A 2,023-nucleotide genomic window follows, 5' to 3' on the forward strand; every position below is an offset into this window, starting at 1 on the left:
CGTCGGCGGCACCACCCCTCACCTCAGCTCCGCCGGCTCAGAGCGCGTCGGGACCACGCTCGCCCGTCCGCACCCGTACGACCGTCTCCACCGGCACCGCCCACACCTTGCCGTCGCCGATCTTCCCGGTCTGGGCGGCCTTCACGATCGCGTCGATCACGGCGTCCGAGTCGGTGTCCTCGACGACGATCTCGATCCGGACCTTGGGGACGAGATCGACCTGGTACTCGGCGCCGCGGTACACCTCGGTGTGGCCGCGCTGCCGGCCGTAGCCGCTGGCCTCGCTGACGGTCAGACCGTGGACGCCCATCTCCTGCAGGGCGGTCTTGACCGCGTCGAGGCGGTACGGCTTGACGATCGCGGTGATGAGCTTCATGCCTGGGCCTTGGCCTTCTGCGTGGAGGACGTGGACGGTGTGGACGGTACGGACGCGGTGAGCGGGGCGCCGTGCCCCAGGACGCCGTGATCGTATGCCGTATCGGCGTGCGCCGTAAGGTCGAGACCGGTGTGCTCGTGCTCCTCGTCCGCGCGGAAGCGCAGCGCCTTGTCGATCGGCTTTTCGATGCCGTACGTGCCGAGGAAGGCGTACGGCGAAGACGCCGATCAGAACCGTACCGACGATGCCGTCGACCAGGTGGACGCCGACCACGTCGAGCGAGTCGTCGTGGTTCAGCCTGAAGTCGTCGTGGTTCAGCCTGAAAGGGTCACACAGGGGCGGGCCGAGTGGGCCCGGCCGGACGGCTGCGGGCGGCGTTCGGCCTGCTGTGCGGCGGGACTCCGGCGATCAGGGAGAATGGGCGGCATGAGCGTTCGTACCCAGTCATCCGAGCAGCCGGCCGAGGCCGCCCACCGTGCCGGCTTCGCCTGCTTCGTGGGCCGCCCGAACGCGGGCAAGTCCACCCTCACGAACGCTCTGGTCGGCCAGAAGGTGGCGATCACGGCGGACCAGCCGCAGACGACGCGGCACACGGTACGGGGCATCGTGCACCGCCCGGACGCCCAGCTGATCCTGGTCGACACCCCGGGCCTCCACAAGCCGCGCACGCTGCTGGGCGAGCGCCTCAACGACATCGTCCGCACGACGTGGGCCGAGGTCGACGTGATCGGCTTCTGTCTGCCGGCGAACGAGAAGCTCGGCCCCGGTGACCGTTTCATCGCGAAGGAACTGGCGTCCATCAAGAAGACGCCGAAGATCGCGATCGTCACGAAGACCGACCTCGTCGACAGCAAGCAGCTCGCCGAACAGCTGATCGCGATCGACCAGCTCGGCAAGGAGCTGGGCTTCGAGTGGGCCGAGATCGTGCCCGTCTCGGCGGTCGCCGACAAGCAGGTGGACCTGCTGGCCGACCTGCTCGTCCCGCTCCTCCCGGAGGGCCCCGCCCTCTACCCCGAGGGCGACCTGACCGACGAGCCCGAGCAGGTCATGATCGCCGAGCTGATCCGCGAGGCGGCTCTGGAGGGCGTCCGTGACGAGCTCCCCCACTCCATCGCCGTCGTCGTCGAGGAAATGCTCCCCCGCGAGGACCGCCCCGCCGACCGGCCCCTCCTCGACATCCACGCCTTCGTCTACATCGAGCGCCCCAGCCAGAAGGGCATCGTCATCGGCCCCAAGGGCAAGCGCCTGAAGGAGGTCGGCATCAAGTCCCGCAAGCAGATCGAGGCACTGCTCGGCACGCCGGTGTTCCTGGACCTCCACGTGAAGGTGGCGAAGGACTGGCAGCGGGACCCCCGGCAGCTGCGGAAGCTGGGGTTCTGACCGCCCGACAAGGCCGAGCACGGCTGCTCCTCTTTCCATGCGGCCCTCGCCTTCGAGGTCACCATTCAGCAGCGCAGTCCCCATCCGTAGGCCGTGGTGGAGTGGGGTGGGGTCGAGTCGCGGTTCTTCGGGTCGAAGCGGTAGGAGCCGGCTGGGACACCCTCGTACGGCTGGAGGCGCCGCGGGGCGGGGGATCCGGAGTGAGGGGGCGGTGGCCGTGGTCCGTCGGCGTCACGACACACCGCCGCCGCCCCGGAGAACCGGGGC

At 69.6% G+C, this 2,023-nt stretch carries 3 protein-coding genes and 1 pseudogene; 1 reads left to right on the forward strand and 3 read right to left on the reverse strand.

The features are described 5' to 3' along the window. Positions 1 to 37 precede the first annotated feature (37 nt). Together ACFU53_RS47840 and ACFU53_RS47845 are read right to left on the reverse strand one after the other, a co-directional pair. Positions 38 to 376, reverse strand: coding sequence for a P-II family nitrogen regulator (locus ACFU53_RS47840; RefSeq protein ID WP_384006918.1), 339 nt, complete (start codon positions 374 to 376; stop codon positions 38 to 40). Continuing rightward, positions 373 to 679 (reverse strand): annotated as a pseudogene (locus tag ACFU53_RS47845) (ammonia channel protein); the annotation flags it as partial. The pseudogene ACFU53_RS47845 and the gene ACFU53_RS47840, both read right to left, overlap by 4 nt. A 114-nt stretch (positions 680 to 793) precedes the next feature. Here ACFU53_RS47845 and era point away from each other — a divergent pair. Beyond that, complete coding sequence (gene era, locus ACFU53_RS47850) at positions 794 to 1,756, forward strand: GTPase Era (RefSeq protein WP_384006920.1); 963 nt, start codon at positions 794 to 796, stop codon at positions 1,754 to 1,756. A 65-nt stretch (positions 1,757 to 1,821) separates the two neighbouring features. Here era and ACFU53_RS47855 read toward each other — a convergent pair. Further along, positions 1,822 to 2,023: hypothetical protein (locus ACFU53_RS47855; protein ID WP_384006923.1), on the reverse strand; the 202-nt coding region annotated here is incomplete at its 5' end.

The organism is Streptomyces sp. NPDC057474 (assembly GCF_042802555.1).
Lineage (GTDB): Bacteria > Actinomycetota > Actinomycetes > Streptomycetales > Streptomycetaceae > Streptomyces.

Coding starts and splice junctions, on each gene's coding strand:
- ACFU53_RS47840 (WP_384006918.1), bottom strand. CDS start 376: ATGAAGCTCATCACCGCGATCGTCAAGCCGTACCGCCTCGACGCGGTC.
- era (WP_384006920.1), top strand. CDS start 794: ATGGGCGGCATGAGCGTTCGTACCCAGTCATCCGAGCAGCCGGCCGAG.